The 14,309-nt window shown below is 34.4% G+C and carries 17 protein-coding genes, 1 tRNA gene and 4 pseudogenes; 9 read left to right on the plus strand and 13 right to left on the minus strand.

Annotated features, from left to right (window positions below):
• Positions 1 to 14: 14 nt before the first annotated feature.
• Positions 15 to 1,343 carry an IS4 family transposase gene (locus ACFELZ_RS08605; RefSeq protein WP_375315862.1) on the minus strand — a complete coding sequence of 443 codons (1,329 nt, stop codon included), beginning with the start codon at positions 1,341 to 1,343 and terminating at the stop codon, positions 15 to 17.
• A gap of 149 nt (positions 1,344 to 1,492) precedes the next feature.
• Positions 1,493 to 1,708, minus strand: a pseudogene (locus ACFELZ_RS08610) (IS66 family transposase); the annotation flags it as partial.
• Positions 1,709 to 1,867: 159 nt separating this feature from the next.
• Between ACFELZ_RS08610 and ACFELZ_RS08615 the strand changes: the two are divergent.
• From ACFELZ_RS08615 to ACFELZ_RS08635, 5 genes and pseudogenes are all read left to right on the plus strand, one after another.
• A complete protein-coding gene (locus ACFELZ_RS08615; RefSeq protein WP_375315821.1) occupies positions 1,868 to 2,233 on the plus strand; it encodes a transposase in 366 nt (121 codons plus the stop codon).
• Between the two features lie 17 nt (positions 2,234 to 2,250).
• A complete protein-coding gene (locus ACFELZ_RS08620) occupies positions 2,251 to 2,634 on the plus strand; it encodes a transposase (protein ID WP_375316621.1) in 384 nt (127 codons plus the stop codon).
• A 14-nt stretch (positions 2,635 to 2,648) separates the two neighbouring features.
• Positions 2,649 to 3,398: pseudogene (locus tag ACFELZ_RS08625) on the plus strand (IS4 family transposase); the annotation flags it as partial.
• A gap of 145 nt (positions 3,399 to 3,543) precedes the next feature.
• Positions 3,544 to 4,092: a hypothetical protein gene (locus ACFELZ_RS08630; protein ID WP_375316166.1), complete on the plus strand. Its 549-nt coding sequence runs from the start codon at positions 3,544 to 3,546 to the stop codon at positions 4,090 to 4,092.
• 191 nt (positions 4,093 to 4,283) lie between these two features.
• Positions 4,284 to 4,463: a transposase family protein gene (locus tag ACFELZ_RS08635; RefSeq protein ID WP_375316167.1), complete on the plus strand. Its 180-nt coding sequence runs from the start codon at positions 4,284 to 4,286 to the stop codon at positions 4,461 to 4,463.
• 27 nt (positions 4,464 to 4,490) lie between these two features.
• Here ACFELZ_RS08635 and ACFELZ_RS08640 read toward each other — a convergent pair.
• Positions 4,491 to 4,697, minus strand: a pseudogene (locus ACFELZ_RS08640) (IS66 family transposase); the annotation flags it as partial.
• A gap of 54 nt (positions 4,698 to 4,751) precedes the next feature.
• Between ACFELZ_RS08640 and ACFELZ_RS08645 the strand changes: the two are divergent.
• Genes ACFELZ_RS08645 through ACFELZ_RS08655 form a run of 3 tightly spaced genes read left to right on the plus strand, consistent with a single transcriptional unit; the run spans position 4,752 to position 5,518 of the window.
• Positions 4,752 to 4,949, plus strand: a complete 198-nt coding sequence (locus tag ACFELZ_RS08645) for a transposase (RefSeq protein ID WP_375315805.1) — start codon at positions 4,752 to 4,754, stop codon at positions 4,947 to 4,949.
• 3 nt (positions 4,950 to 4,952) lie between these two features.
• The gene (locus ACFELZ_RS08650; protein ID WP_375315781.1) at positions 4,953 to 5,117 is read left to right on the plus strand and encodes a hypothetical protein; all 165 of its coding nucleotides are present in this window, start codon (positions 4,953 to 4,955) and stop codon (positions 5,115 to 5,117) included.
• A gap of 17 nt (positions 5,118 to 5,134) precedes the next feature.
• Entirely contained in the window at positions 5,135 to 5,518 is a 384-nt protein-coding gene (locus ACFELZ_RS08655) for a transposase (RefSeq protein ID WP_375316621.1), read from the plus strand.
• Positions 5,519 to 5,536: 18 nt separating this feature from the next.
• Here ACFELZ_RS08655 and tnpC read toward each other — a convergent pair.
• The 8 genes and pseudogenes from tnpC to ACFELZ_RS08695 form a co-directional block, all read right to left on the minus strand.
• A pseudogene (gene tnpC / locus ACFELZ_RS08660) lies at positions 5,537 to 6,689 on the minus strand (IS66 family transposase); the annotation flags it as partial.
• A gap of 89 nt (positions 6,690 to 6,778) precedes the next feature.
• Positions 6,779 to 7,375: a ribonuclease HII gene (locus ACFELZ_RS08665; RefSeq protein WP_375316168.1), complete on the minus strand. Its 597-nt coding sequence runs from the start codon at positions 7,373 to 7,375 to the stop codon at positions 6,779 to 6,781.
• 6 nt (positions 7,376 to 7,381) lie between these two features.
• Positions 7,382 to 8,362: a phospho-N-acetylmuramoyl-pentapeptide-transferase gene (gene mraY, locus ACFELZ_RS08670; RefSeq protein ID WP_375316169.1), complete on the minus strand. Its 981-nt coding sequence runs from the start codon at positions 8,360 to 8,362 to the stop codon at positions 7,382 to 7,384.
• A 114-nt stretch (positions 8,363 to 8,476) separates the two neighbouring features.
• Positions 8,477 to 8,683, minus strand: coding sequence for a hypothetical protein (locus tag ACFELZ_RS08675; RefSeq protein ID WP_375316170.1), 207 nt, complete (start codon positions 8,681 to 8,683; stop codon positions 8,477 to 8,479).
• Between the two features lie 233 nt (positions 8,684 to 8,916).
• Entirely contained in the window at positions 8,917 to 9,777 is an 861-nt protein-coding gene (locus tag ACFELZ_RS08680; RefSeq protein ID WP_375315786.1) for an IS982 family transposase, read from the minus strand.
• 358 nt (positions 9,778 to 10,135) lie between these two features.
• The gene (gene pdxH / locus ACFELZ_RS08685) at positions 10,136 to 10,720 is read right to left on the minus strand and encodes a pyridoxamine 5'-phosphate oxidase (protein ID WP_375316171.1); all 585 of its coding nucleotides are present in this window, start codon (positions 10,718 to 10,720) and stop codon (positions 10,136 to 10,138) included.
• Between the two features lie 16 nt (positions 10,721 to 10,736).
• The gene (gene mutM / locus ACFELZ_RS08690) at positions 10,737 to 11,552 is read right to left on the minus strand and encodes a bifunctional DNA-formamidopyrimidine glycosylase/DNA-(apurinic or apyrimidinic site) lyase (protein WP_375316172.1); all 816 of its coding nucleotides are present in this window, start codon (positions 11,550 to 11,552) and stop codon (positions 10,737 to 10,739) included.
• Complete coding sequence (locus tag ACFELZ_RS08695; RefSeq protein ID WP_265033862.1) at positions 11,518 to 11,661, minus strand: hypothetical protein; 144 nt, start codon at positions 11,659 to 11,661, stop codon at positions 11,518 to 11,520. The genes mutM and ACFELZ_RS08695 overlap by 35 nt, the downstream gene beginning before the upstream one ends.
• A gap of 19 nt (positions 11,662 to 11,680) precedes the next feature.
• Between ACFELZ_RS08695 and ACFELZ_RS08700 the strand changes: the two genes are divergently transcribed.
• A tRNA-Thr gene (locus ACFELZ_RS08700) sits at positions 11,681 to 11,753 on the plus strand.
• A gap of 53 nt (positions 11,754 to 11,806) precedes the next feature.
• Here ACFELZ_RS08700 and ACFELZ_RS08705 read toward each other — a convergent pair.
• Together ACFELZ_RS08705 and ACFELZ_RS08710 are read right to left on the minus strand one after the other, a co-directional pair.
• Complete coding sequence (locus ACFELZ_RS08705; RefSeq protein ID WP_375316173.1) at positions 11,807 to 13,333, minus strand: acyl-CoA carboxylase subunit beta; 1,527 nt, start codon at positions 13,331 to 13,333, stop codon at positions 11,807 to 11,809.
• Between the two features lie 116 nt (positions 13,334 to 13,449).
• Positions 13,450 to 14,298, minus strand: a complete 849-nt coding sequence (locus ACFELZ_RS08710; RefSeq protein ID WP_375316174.1) for a hypothetical protein — start codon at positions 14,296 to 14,298, stop codon at positions 13,450 to 13,452.
• Positions 14,299 to 14,309 lie beyond the last annotated feature (11 nt).

The raw sequence follows: 14,309 nt of genomic DNA on the forward strand, positions 1-14,309 counted from the left end.
CCATACGCGTCAAGTTAAGGAAAAATGAGCAAATTTAGTGCACTCAAAGTTGATATTCTTGTTTTTCTATATTTGTCTTTTAAGGAGAATTTTGACCAGGTTGAGATGAGTTTTTTGAGGAAAATTTGTACTTTACTGACTACACAATTTAATGTTAAGAATAGCTCTCTAACTCGCCTTTTAAGCTCAATAAATGCCTTTGTTAAACTAAGTTCTGTGCCCTTTTTTAGTTCTGTACAACCAACTATTCCATGAAATATAAGAATTGCACACAATTTAGCATATAATTCACATAATACCCTATATGGTTTTCCTTTTAGTTTATCAAGTCCTATATGGCTCTTATATAATTTAAATAATAATTCAATTTGCCATCTTACTCGGTAAATTGTTAATACTTGTTCAGCACTAATTTTACTTTTTGGAACATTAGTTATAAATATTGACCAATTCAATAACTTTTGATTCCTTTTGGAAGATGTATATCCATGTGATTTTGCTAATCTATTAGCCTTCCTTCTCCTGGCTATAGACTGTTCTTCAGTTAGCTTTTGACATATAATTCTTACTCTAATCTTTGCTTCTTTTCCCAATAATACCTCAGTTTCTAAAAATAGCTTACCCTCTAAACATTCCAGTAACTCCATTTTTTGATTTGTTTCTATATCATATATATTGGTATCAGATTTATAACGACTAATAAAATAAGCTCCTATTTCCTTAATCTGTTTAAAAGAACTTGGCACAAAATAACCAAGATCAGATATTAGCAAATCGTTACTTGATATATTACTCAAATGTTTCCTATACCCTTGATCTGACCTTATTCCCTCCGTTATATTTAATTGATCAAATGTCTGATTTAAGTAGTCGAAAACTAATTGCAACTTTATCCCGGACTTGGTATTACTTTCATAGCCGCTGTAGCTGGTACCATATCCTTTATACATATTCTCCATACTGTTAGGCAGGCTAATATAGCTACTATCCAATAACTTAACGCTTTTAAATTGCTGCAAGATTCTACAATCAATTTGCAGGGTATTTTTAAATAAAGCCATAGATTCATTATACATCCTTTTCATAAATTCCACTGCCTCTTCAGTAAACCTCAAATCTAGACTCTGTTTTGTTATTATTACAGATGCTTCGTTTAATAATTGGCACATTGTATCTATGCTGCAGTTTGCAACTCCTATATTACCCAAAATTATAGCTTTTATGAATGATGAACCACTCAATTTTCTCTTCCTTTTTATAAATCCTGTTTCAATTGATACTTCATTTGCTCTTTCATTGAAAAATTTGTTTAGGTAATTTGATAAGCAAGTTATTTTATTCATCATTAGTTCTCTCACTAAAATATATCCGAGAGAACTTATATCTTCTTATCCTATCTTCTTCATACCTTTATTTTCTTAACTTGACGCGTATGGTTTATTTAACCATACGCGTCAAGTTAAGGCCCAATATAGCACCATTTAAAGTGGGTAGATAGCCTTTCGAAATCCCTTAGCAAGTGTGCCCAACAAATCTGTCTTTTTTCGTCACTGAAGTAGTTGTAAACCGCATACCTATCGGCAACAACCAAATTCTTATAACTAGAAAATGTACTACTCTCTAGAAACTTAACTCCTCTTGTGTCTTCTAATTTAATAAGGCTTGCTTCATTATTAGCAAACACCCAGCACCAGCCAAGTTTACCTTTATAGCTAACCGAAATAAGGTTTCCTCAAAGGAGTGTAAAAAGGTATAATACTGCTTTAATTAAGGTAGAATGATGGCAAGCCATATAGTGAGGACCTGAGAGCCTGTCTTCAAACTAAGTAGAAAGGAGTTAAGAAGTGTGTTATAAGATATATTTTAAATGTACCCAAGCGATATAAGTGACAAAGAATGGAAGATAATAGAGCTATATTTTGAACCTAAAAAGACCGGTAGACCAAGAAAACATAGTATTAGAACAATTATTAACGCAATCCGCTATATGATGAGAACAGGATGTCAATGGAGACAACTGCCTAAAGATTTTCCACCATGGAAAACAGTGTATAGTTGTAATTCGCGATTGAAAAAAAGTGGAATATGGCAAGAGATTCATGATTTTCTAGTTAAAAAAGTAAGAGAGATAATTGGTAAGAATGAAACTCCATCAGTGGGAATAATAGATAGCCAATCAGTAAAAACTACTCAAAAAGGGGATCCAGAGGATATGATGCTGGCAAGAAAGTAAAGGGTAGAAAGCGCCACATCGTTGTAGATACTGTAGGTCTTGTAATTGCTGCTGAAGTACAAAGTGCAAGCATTCAGGATCTTGATGGTGCACTAAATCTTTTTGTTCAAGCCAAATGCAAAGCTCCAACATTACATAAGTTTTTTGCTGATCAAGGATACACAGGTAAATTGCAAAACCTCTGCTTATTGGAAACTGGATGTTTATTGACGATTACCAAGAAAATAGTTGATACAGGATTTCAGGTTATTCCCAAACGTTGGATTGTTGAGAGAACCTTTGCTTGGCTCTCCAATTTTAGACGTATGAGTAAGGATTATGAGCATTCTCCTCTCACTTCAAAAAACAACATCTTCTTTAATATGATCACTATTATGCTTCACAAATTAGCTCATTCTTGAGTTTGAAGACAGGCTCTGATCTTGGTTATTTTGTGCCAAGTTCTTTTAAACAGATTAAGGAAATAGGAGCTTATTTTATTAGTCGTTATAAATCTGATACCAATATATATGATATAGAAACAAATCAAAAAATGGAGTTACTGGAATGTTTAGAGGGTAAGCTATTTTTAGAAACTGAGGTATTATTGGGAAAAGAAGCAAAGATTAGAGTAAGAATTATATGTCAAAAGCTAACTGAAGAACAGTCTATAGCCAGGAGAAGGAAGGCTAATAGATTAGCAAAATCACATGGATATACATCTTCCAAAAGGAATCAAAAGTTATTGAATTGGTCAATATTTATAACTAATGTTCCAAAAAGTAAAATTAGTGCTGAACAAGTATTAACAATTTACCGAGTAAGATGGCAAATTGAATTATTATTTAAATTATATAAGAGCCATATAGGACTTGATAAACTAAAAGGAAAACCATATAGGGTATTATGTGAATTATATGCTAAATTGTGTGCAATTCTTATATTTCATGGAATAGTTGGTTGTACAGAACTAAAAAAGGGCACAGAACTTAGTTTAACAAAGGCATTTATTGAGCTTAAAAGGCGAGTTAGAGAGCTATTCTTAACATTAAATTGTGTAGTCAGTAAAGTACAAATTTTCCTCAAAAAACTCATCTCAACCTGGTCAAAATTCTCCTTAAAAGACAAATATAGAAAAACAAGAATATCAACTTTGAGTGCACTAAATTTGCTCATTTTTCCTTAATTTGACGCGTATGCTTATAAATACGCTCCCAACTAATCGAGAGCGCTTGCTCAAAATCGGTTTTAAAAACAGCAAGGGAGAGCTTTTTTGATTGATTGGCATAATGATTATGGTATAATGAACTAAAAGTTTAAGGAATAAAGTAATGGATTATATAAATGATGCTGCCGGTAGCTACACTGCCATTCATGATTTTTTTCAAAACAACGGTGTTGGAGATTACAAAGTTCAATGCAGTTATGGTGGGGTGCCGTATGCTACTGATGAGTACGTGCATTCTGGCGATAAATTTTGGAGTAATAATTTCATAGACTCACATTTTGGCAGGGAAATAAAAATGTATCCTCAAAGTGAACTTTTAGCTAAAGAATATGCCGGAAATACGTTGCCAGTTTCAATATCACTAGATAAGGATTTAATAAAAATGAAGGAATGTCAGAAAAAAACGAAATTTGTGGCACTAGAAAGGGAGTCAGGTGATTTAGTGTATGATAAGCAAAAGCATGTAAAGTGTTACACAACAAAGCTATCATGTGATGATGTACATATTTACAATAACGATAAAGTTTCAACATTTAGCATAAAATACGACGTGCCAAATGATCCGAAATACAGTTTAAATATAACATTTACAAAGGTTAATGATAATAAACCAGGATTTTGGCAAAAATTTAAAAACATGTTTTTAACGTGACCATTCACTAGACTTCTTTCAAGATTGTTAGAGGGAGTGTAAGATCAAGTATTTGAAAGCATGAAATATAAGGAAATAGAAAAGTTAGAAGGAGAAAAGTTTTGACGTTTAACAGGGGTAAAAAAAGCAACATTTGAGCGAATGGTAGAAAACATGATTTTCGGATGTTTAGAAAATCAAAGGTAGCAGTATTGCCACAAACTAAAACCTTAGCTGATGCCGGCTACAGGGAAATGCAGAAGATACACAAAAATGTTGTATTACCGCACAGGAAAACGAAAAAGAATCCGTTAAGCAAAGAGCAAAAAAAAGAGAACAGAACACTTATGATCCAAAGGGCAATAGTTGAAAACGTAATTGAAAAGGTTTAAAATCATGTATCCGTTCAGCAGAGTGGTTTAAGAAACAATAGATAGGAGATTTTGGAAAGGGTTTAGCCCATTTTGTTTCCATGTTAAGTATAATGAAATTATCCGCTCAAGGAATGTGTTTCCCCGTTTTGATTGTGTAAAATATGAATTTTTGCGATGAACAACGTAGTGTCGTATCTGTTGCTCAGCACGGTTATTTGTCAGCGGAATATTTTCTGGGTCATCTAAGAGCCTGTCTTCAAACTAAGTAGAAAGGAGTTAAGAAGTGTGTTATAAGATATATTTTAAATGTACCCAAGCGATATAAGTGACAAAGAATGGAAGATAATAGAGCTATATTTTGAACCTAAAAAGACCGGTAGACCAAGAAAACATAGTATTAGAACAATTATTAACGCAATCCGCTATATGATGAGAACAGGATGTCAATGGAGACAACTGCCTAAAGATTTTCCACCATGGAAAACAGTGTATAGTTGTAATTAGCGATTGAAAAAAAGTGGAATATGGCAAGAGATTCATGATTTTCTAGTTAAAAAAGTAAGAGAGATAATTGGTAAGAATGAAACTCCATCAGTGGGAATAATAGATAGCCAATCAGTAAAAACTACTCAAAAAGGGGATCCAGAGGATATGATGCTGGCAAGAAAGTAAAGGGTAGAAAGCGCCACATCGTTGTAGATACTGTAGGTCTTGTAATTGCTGCTGAAGTACAAAGTGCAAGCATTCAGGATCTTGATGGTGCACTAAATCTTTTTGTTCAAGCCAAATGCAAAGCTCCAACATTACATAAGTTTTTTGCTGATCAAGGATACACAGGTAAATTGCAAAACCTCTGCTTATTGGAAACTGGATGTTTATTGACGATTACCAAGAAAATAGTTGATACAGGATTTCAGGTTATTCCCAAACGTTGGATTGTTGAGAGAACCTTTGCTTGGCTCTCCAATTTTAGACGTATGAGTAAGGATTATGAGCATTCTCCTCTCACTTCAAAAAACAACATCTTCTTTAATATGATCACTATTATGCTTCACAAATTAGCTCATTCTTGAGTTTGAAGACAGGCTCTAAGATTTCAAAATGTTTTTCGCAACTCGAGAAGCTCCAATTGCTTCAGGTAAGTGGCTTCAAGTAATACCGTGTACGTTTTCGCAATTTTCTGGCACGTCTGGCAAATCTAAAAACATCTATCTCATTTTTTAGTAAAGCTTTTTTTAGTGCAAACAACTCAACGGCAACATCTCTCAAATAACAGCCGAGAATTTTGACCTCAATGTTCCAACTATGGGCTAATCTTTCAAAATCTCTTGATAAATGTGCCCAGCAGATTTGCCTGTTTTTATCAGAAAAATAATTGTATGCTGCATATCTGTCAGTTACTACCAAGCTATTACGATTGCAGCATACACTATTTTTTAAAACTTTCATTCCCCTTGACTCTGTCAACTTCACAAAACTTGCCGTATTGCTTGCAAACATCCAACACCAAGCGAGTTTACCTTTGTTATAATGGCTCGTTTCATCAATATGTAGAACTTTACTCCTACTTATCTCTTGTTCGATCTGCTCATACATTTTTTTGCATTTTGAAGCAACTCTATGTTCACTATTTGATATGCTACCGACGCTTATGTTCAAATTGAAGATATCATTTACGACACTCGCTATTTCGCGTTTTGAATTTTTGTAAAACCCGCTGAATGCTGCAATTATTGACTTAACCCTTGGTCCAAATGTATCTGACGTAACACCTTCTGGTAACTTACTGCTTCTTCTTTTTCCGCATCTCCGACAACGACCATGCTCCATCTGATATTCCACTACATAAGGCTTGATTTCCGGAAGATCAACTTTTTGATGAATGTACGGTCCCTTGCATATTGCAATCCCTCCTCCGCATTCACAAGTAGATGACAACTTTACTTTTATCACCTCATCTGCATCCATTTTGGCGCGAAAACTTCCTTTATGACCAACCTGACCACCAACGTTTCTGTCGCTCTTTGGCTTGTCCTTTTTTATTTTGTACAACTCTCTAGAGCTTGGTAGAGATGAATTTTTCGAGTTTAAACCAAGCCTTTCCTTTAATTCAGCGTTCTCTATCTTTAAAGCCTTGTTCTCTGCTTTTAAACTTTCATTCTCTCTTTCCAGCCTTTCCATTTTTGCTTCTAACTTTTCTGTTCTTTGCTGTAAATTTTTGCAAAGTTCTAAAAGGTTTACCACATTTTTGCTCTATGATTATCTTTTTAGATCACCTTGTCTACCTTATTCTGCCACTCCGCTGAACGGATACAGTGATTACTATCTAAAGGCTATAATGCCCGAGATATGGGTGCAAAGTTTTTTCTATGATGTTCTGTAATTCCATAAAGGCCAATAGCGTTAAGGTGCTCTTTTGTCCCATATCCTTTATTTTTATACCAATTATATTCAGGATGCTTATTGTGCAATTCTTGCATAAGCCGATCTCTCGTAACTTTTGCAACGATTGAAGCTGCTGCAATTGATGTACTCAAATTATCACCATTCACTATGGATTTCACTTGCCATTTCACTTCAGGTGGTTGATTACCATCAACTAGCACATAATCTAATTCTAGGTCCAGGTCTATCAACGCACGTTTCATTGAAAGTTTTGTTGCTTGCAAGATATTGTATGAATTTATTTCTTCTACGCTTGCCATTCCTATACCAAATTTTGCAACGGATGTTACTTTTTCATATAGGACTTGCCTACATTGAGGAGTCAACTTTTTCGAGTCGTTGATTCCATCAATAATTGTATTTCTATCAATAAACACTACGGCTGCGGATATTACTGGACCAGCTAGCGGACCTCTTCCAACTTCATCCACTCCTGCTATCACTCCTGATAATTTATTTTCTAATGTAAAGTCTGGGTATTTCATAGGTTTTTATAATAAGAAAGTTATAGTAAAAACTGAACAGATAATAGAAATTATCCAAAATTTCATAACGATTACATTTTCTGACCATCCCTTCTTCTCAAAGTGATGATGTATTGGTGCCATAAGAAAAACTCTTTTTCCTTCTCCATATTTAAACTTTGTATATTTAAAATATGATATCTGAATAATCACAGATAGAGTCTCTATTATAAAGATTATTCCAATAACGGCAAAAAGCATTTCTCTTTTAATTAGGACACTAGTTAACCCTAAAGCTGCGCCTACCGACAAGCTACCAACATCACCCATAAATATTTTTGCTGGATGTGTGTTAAACCACAAGAAACTTAAAATAGCTCCTATAAATGCAATGCAGAATAAAGTAATATTCATATCTGCTTGAGTTATATATGCAATTAGCCCCAAAAAAGCAAAGGAAGTGATGACTTGAGTTGCAACAAGGCCATCCAAACCATCTGTGAGATTCACAGCATTAGCAGAGCCGACAATTACAAATGCAGCGAATGGAACATATAGATAGCCAAAGTCGATTATTACTCCTTTAAATAGGGACATTTTTGTAAAACCTTCAGCAGAGTATAGCTTAAGTATAGACATACTAACCAGAGTTACAATAAACTGAATAAGTATTTTGGTTTTTGCACTTAAACCTCGATAGTGATTTGTCTTCAATTTTAAATAATCATCGATAAATCCAAGTAGAGCAAAAAATAGAGTTATCAATATCAGCAGCAAGATTTCTGGTGTTAACTGAGCCCAGAGTAAAATTGGTAATAAAGAAGAAACCAGTATTATTATTCCGCCCATAGGTGGTACATTCTTTTTTGTTATTAAATGACTTTCTGGTCCACATGATCTAATTGGTTGCCCATCTTTACTTATTTTTTTTAGAAGCTTTATAAAATAGGGAAAAAGAATAAATCCAAAAACAAATGAGGTAAAAAATACTTTTGTAGCTAAGATCATCTGCTTACTTAAATTGACTAAGTATCATACCACCTATAGCTAATAAAGCCAACTTCTGTCATCCTATAGCCTATTCCTTTTTCACTTCATTCTTTCCTAATTTGGTGCGTATAATTACAATAACTCTGGAATAGTATGAAGAGTTATATTGTCATCTTCTGCAAAACAAAATTCGCTATTTGCATCTGTCCATGTATACATTTCTTTTAGATTAATCTCAGAAGAATCATAAACACCATACTCTGCTTTTGTATGGTAATCACAATACTGAAACTTACCCTCTTTATTGAAAGAGCCAAATTCATCAATTAATGTAGCCATTTTCCTACCTTTTTTACCACTTATGAATTCGAACACGGCAACTGAATAGTGACCTGGAGAGCCTGGTTCAGGAGATTCTTCTGTAATAAAAAACGATGGTCGATGACTAAATAATTCCCAAAGATTTGGATTACATTCTTTTTTCGCACAATTTAAACTGATGAATTTATATTCATCTGAAACGTTCGAATACTGTGAATCGTATTTTTTGTATTCAAAACGCGAATTCTGGATTAAGGAAGGAAGAAAGTATAGGAAATAGAAGGCTTTGTGGATTTGATGGAATAGGAAATGAGAGTAGAAAAGATATGAACCAAAAAATTAACAGGGGATCTATGGCGAGTGTGTTCAATTTCTAGTCTATTTTTTAGGTAACCAAAAACAGTCTCAATGATAGACCTTTTTCTCAGTAAAATCTTCTCATTTAGCGAAATCAATGTATTTTTCATACCTTTTTTCACCTTGGTAACAAGTTTCAAACCTCGGTCAAACAGCTTCTGAAAAAGCTCTTTTGCAATATAACCTTTGTCACCAAACAAAAGACCGATTAATTTTTCCGTCAGATTTGGCACAGGTATCCTATCATCAACATTGCCTTTTGTTAGCGTAAGTGCATGAATTTCAACATTTTCATTGATTACCATATGTAATTTGAAACCAAAAAACCAGCCGTAAGTGCTCTTGCTTAATTTTGCAATTCCAGCAAAAACTTTGTTTTTGGATATTCTTTTTGCATGACAAACTGCAATGGGAGTTGTGTCTATATATGAAATTCCAGTGTTTTCTGACTGTCCACAAAGCCAATGCAACAACATTGCTAAATGCCACAAAACCCTAGGCTTTAGAGCAACAAACCTGGTATATGAAGGTAACTTTGGAAACTCTGATTTGTAGAGCAACGTTAGGTAATGTAGATAGAAAGTTTTACACGGAGATTGTTGATATAGCAGGATTATTGTCATGATTTCGGAGTGCTCAATTTCCGTTGTTCTTGTGGGGTTTTTACCATTTGGCAGTAGTTTATCTGCAAAATTTTTCTCTATATCTCTGCAAAAATCATCGACCAAACAAAACAGTTTTGTTATATCTTCCATGGGTAACCTCATCTATTTTTTTATCACTGCTGAGTTTACCCTGTTTTCTTGCCTCTTCTATTCTCCTTTAATCCAGAATTCACGTTAAAAGTAGCTAATTTTGTCTTAAAATGCAGCGTTTTTGATGATCCTAGATGCCAGTGTCACGCACTGGCATGACATCCTCTGCTACGCAAATTACCTACAAATCACAATGTTCATGTGTCAAGCACTGGTATGACAGAAGAGGAAATCTTACCTTTGTTAGCTACAATACTCAAATTAAAGGAAGAACTTTCTTTAATTCCTTGCCTATCACCGAAATACCATTTTTCTTATGCTAATTCTCAATAAGAAGGGTCTTGAGCTATGAATGTAGTTAAGGATACAGCTGCTCTATTTTCCAATTGCTTTCTTCAATAAGAGTATATCTAAACCTAGTGTGTCTCCTATATTCACCTTCTTGCCAAAATTCAATTACTTTTGGGATTACACAAAATCCCACCCAAAAATCAGGACGAGGAACTTGTGTATTGTAAAATTCCTTCTCCTTCAATTTGATGGCTTGCTCAAAATCTTGCCAATTTTTCAGAACGCTCGATTGTTTTGAGCACCATGCACTAATTTGACTATCGCGCGCTCGAGAAGAGAAGTATTTGTCAGTTCTTTCATCGTTTAGAAGTTTAACATCTCCTTCAATTCGCACTTGCCTAGCAAATTCTATCCAATGAAACACTAATGCAGCTTTGGGGTTCTCAGTCAATTCTTTCCCTTTTTTACTGTTTACGTTAGTGAAAAACACAAAACCTTCTTTACTATATTCCTTTAGTAATACTACTCTTGCAGATGGAATACAGTCTTTGCTACAAGTTGCTAGCGTCATTGCAGTTGATGAAGAATTAAGTACTGCTTTATACCACTTTGAAAACAAATCAAACGGATCTTTTTCAGGTGAGAATGTCATATCTAAAAATAAAATCTTAATTCTGGCACGCATTGCAAAAATAAGTGCTACGGCCATTTTGTCGTATAAGTGTTATGATATTGTTGCAGATCTTGCAAGGTTTTTGAACTTTACCATATACGTAAAAGTTATTTTGAAAGTATCCAGCAGATCCAGATGGCTGTGCATAATCTTTCAGTGTTGAACCGCCTGCAGCAATTGCATCACTCAGAGTATTTTTTATTTCAGCAGCAAGTTTTTCGCACTCTCTATAGATCAAGTCTTTTGCTGACCTGAGTGGTGATATGCGGGCTCTAAACAAACTTTCAGAAGCATATATGTTGCCTACGCCAACTATTAATTTATTGTCCATTAATGCTGATTTGATATTCACTTTTTTGTTTTTCAGCAATTCCTGTAAATAGTCTCCACTGAATTCATCCGTGAGGGGCTCTATTCCAAAACCATCAAAAAAATTTATTTCTTGTTCTTCGCTTAAAATAATAACTAATCCAAATCTTCTTGGATCATTAAAGATTATTGAAGTATTGTCGGAAAATAAAAATACCACGTGATCGTGCTTATTCTGCACTTGATCGTGGTCAGCATATATAAGCTTTCCGCTCATGCCAAGATGTATGATTACAGCCATACTACCATCTGTATTCCAGATCGTATACTTACCTCTACGCTTGATGTTGCGTATGACTTTGCCCTTTAGCATATCATCAATATTTTTTGTTATTGGGGCACGTAAATTCCAATTATTAACTATAACATTGCTAATTTGCTTGTTTTTAATTTTATCAAGCAAGAAGTTAGAGATTATTTCTACTTCTGGTAGTTCTGGCATCTTGTCTACTCTGTTGCTGCTTTTTTCTTTTCAAAATATTTTGCTTTAAAGCTTTCGCTAATCTTTTTTTCTCCTCTTCTTTTTCCTTATTCCTTTTTGTATTATTCATTATCATAATATATAAACTTGCCGTTGTAGCTCAGGTGGTAGAGCACGCCATTGGTAATGACGAGGTCCCAAGTTCGAGTCTTGGTAACGGCACACTGATTACACTTATAATATTGCATAACTTGCAAGCAAGGCTTAAAAGAAAGTTACAGAGGCAGGTTATCATGCTTTTTCCATATCCTTTCTACTTTCTTGTTTTTGAGTAGCTCTAATGCTTTGTGAAAGTGATGCCTTGTTTTACTTGGCACTATAATGTCATCAATGTATCCATGTGATGCAGCAAAAAATGGATTAGCAAATTTCTCTTTATATTCTTTGATTAACGTTTGCTGGTCTTTTTCATGCCTAAATATAATTTCAACTGCACTTTCAGGGCCCATTACAGCTATTTCAGCAGTTGGCCAAGCATAATTTATGTCACCTTTTAAATGTTTCGAGTTCATAACGATATATGCACCACCATACGCTTTTCTAGTGATAAGACTAATTTTCGGCACAGTCGCTTCAGCGTAAGCGTAAAGCAGTTTCGCTCCGTGTTGTATTATATTATTGTATTCTTGGTTTGTACCAGGTAAAAACCCCGGAACATCAATAAGTGTGATGATCGGAATGTTAAATGCGTCACAAAACCTTACAAATCTTGCAGCTTTTCTTGAAGAATCAATATCCAAACATCCTGCAAGGTGTATAGGTTGATTTGCAACAATACCAACAGTATTTTCTCCAATCCTACTAAAACCAATTATAATATTACGAGCAAAATCAGGTTTTAGTTCAAAGAATTTCTTCTCATCGCACACCTTTTCAATAAGTTCATACATATCATAAGGAGTATTAGGATTGCTAGGAATCAGAGTATTTAAAGATTCATCAATATCATTAACTGAATCACAGGTTGATTCAGGTTTCGGTGATTCTTGATTATTTGCTGGTAAGAAAGTAAAGAATTCACGCATTTTTAGCAGCATTTCAACATCATTATTGAATGCAAAATCCGCTATTCCTGTTTTGCTTGTATGAATTTTTGCTCCACCAAGGTCTTCGAAACTTACATCTTCGTAGGTAACCTTTTTTACTACATCTGGCCCGGTTATAAACATATATGAACTGTTTTTCACCATGAAAGTAAAGTCAGTTAATGCTGGGGAATAAACTGCACCACCTGCACATGGACCCATGATTAAAGAGATTTGTGGTATAACGCCCGATGCATTTACGTTTCTTCGGAAAATTTCTCCATAACCAGCAAGGGAATTTACTCCCTCCTGAATTCTGGCTCCACCAGAGTCATTTAGTCCGATAATTGGAACCCTGGCATTAATTGCCATATCCATAATTTTGCATATTTTTTTTGCATGTGACGCACCAAGTGACCCACCAAAGACAGTAAAATCTTGCGAGTAAACGAAAACTTTTCTGCCATAAATAGTACCATGACCAATCACTACTCCATCACCTAAAAAATTAGCATTTTGCATGCCAAAATCAGTTGCGTGATGCTTCACGAATTTATCGTATTCCTCAAACGAATTTTCATCAAGCAATATACTGAGCCTTTCTCTAGCAGTTAATTTCCCTTTTTCATGTTGTTTATTGATTCTGTTAGAACCGCCTCCTTTTTCAGCTTCTAGTGCTTTGATTTTTAGATTTTCTAGTATTTTAAAGCCTTGCATACGATAAAGTAGTTTTTAAATTAGTTGTAGACTTTATTAAGCTTACAAACTCTACTACTATACACATACACTATTGCATGTGGCAATAGTGTATGTGTATAACAATTATTAAAACTTTAACCTTGATGTTGGTGATTACAATGAGAACGCTTTAATATACTAACTTCTTCCAGAACACTAAATGGCTCACTTTGTTTTCCGTTTTTCTCTTCGACAAAACTTTTAGCAGCTTCAACAACCTTGCTTATACGAGGTTCTTTTTCTAGCTTTTCAAGATACTTTGAGAAGATTTCACAACTTTTATCATCCATATGCACCATTATTTTGCCAAAGCTTGAGGCATTTTCGGGCTTGTCAGCTTTTTCAGAAGATAAGGTTATCACAATCTTTTCACTGTTGCTTATTGGAAAAGTCATCTGGAATCTGCCCTTTATATCATGATATTTTCCATCTTGTATTCGTATTACATCATCTCCTTCCCCAATCTTTAATGCTCCATCTAAATTTTGAAATTCTGGATTACTCAGAAATTTTGCAGGAGTGATAACGCTTTCCTCTGGACATTGTATACAATAAAGTCCATTATCTCTTTCCAGTATAACGCCATCTTTTTTATCGTTTTCAATGCTATCACATACAATTTGTTTTAGATTTGATAGATAATTGTTACGTTTCTCTAGCAGATCTGTTGGTAAGAGTTTCAAAGCTTCCTCACTCATATAAATGCCTGTTGAAACTAGGTCGAATACTTTTGACAAAAGAAGGTCTAGTTGATCTCTTTCATAAGTGGATAACTCTTCTATTTTTATGGCATTTAAACTCCGCACCAAATGATCTATCAATGATGTATTCTCAGAGAACACATTACATGGCATACCAAATAGGATCTTTTTATCTTCTCTAAGTGCTATGAGTTCTAGCGATTTCTTTATTATTCCCTCTGCGACTGTTTCATTGCTATACAAGTGTGAGGTGT

The sequence above is a fragment of the Wolbachia endosymbiont (group A) of Colletes cunicularius genome (assembly GCF_964264715.1).
GTDB lineage: Bacteria > Pseudomonadota > Alphaproteobacteria > Rickettsiales > Anaplasmataceae > Wolbachia.